We start from the raw sequence: 759 nt of genomic DNA, 5'->3' as shown, positions 1-759 counted from the left end.
CTAAGCGCTGTCCCGTAACTACTGGTCAGGGGTGAGATGATCGTGCCGTGGCTGGTGTGATTACGGCGTCAGAGCCCTCCTGGATAGCCCCGTTCACCGGGCTGAGCCCGCGGCAGTTCGGCAAGCTGGTCACCGCGCTGCGGCGCGAGGGTGCTGACCCGGTCCGCAAGGGCCGGCCCTGGAGTCTGCCGCTGGCGGACCGGGTTCTGCTGGTCGCCGCGTACTGGCGCACGAACCTCACTCTGCGCCAACTGGCCCCGCTGTTCGGGGTGTCGAAGTCTGCGGCCGACCGGGTCGTCGACCACCTCGGTCCTTCGCTCGCGCTCCAGCCCCGCAGACGGTTCCGCAAGGACACCGTGCTGATCGCGGACGGCACCCTGGTGCCCACCCGCGACCACACCATCGCCGAGCAGTCGAAGAACTACCGGTACTCCACCAACCACCAGGTCGTCATAGACGCCGACACCCGGCTCGTCGTCGCCGTCGGCCGGCCGCTGCCCGGCAACCGCAACGACTGCAAGGCGTGGGAACTGTCCGGCGCGAAGGACGCCGTCGGCAAGACCATGGTGATCGCGGACGGCGGCTACCGCGGTACCGGCCTGGTCATCCCGCACCGCCGCGAACGCGGCCAGAGCGAACTCCCCGACTGGAAGGAACAGCACAACCGTTCGCACCGCAAGGTCCGAGCCCGCGTCGAGCACGCCTTCGCCCGGATGAAGACCTGGAAGATCCTCCGCGACTGCCGCCTGAAAGGCGACG

At 68.9% G+C, this 759-nt stretch carries 1 protein-coding gene; it reads left to right on the top strand.

Going from position 1 to position 759, the window contains the following annotated elements; genetic code table 11:
• Positions 1 to 47: 47 nt before the first annotated feature.
• On the top strand, positions 48 to 759 hold a 712-nt coding region (locus tag IE107_RS13930), incomplete at its 3' end, for a transposase (protein WP_229866907.1).

The organism is Streptomyces gelaticus, from assembly GCF_014649535.1.
Lineage (GTDB): Bacteria > Actinomycetota > Actinomycetes > Streptomycetales > Streptomycetaceae > Streptomyces > Streptomyces gelaticus.
The sequence above is the reverse complement of the archived record's forward strand: the minus strand, read 5'-3'. Positions and strand labels throughout refer to the sequence as shown.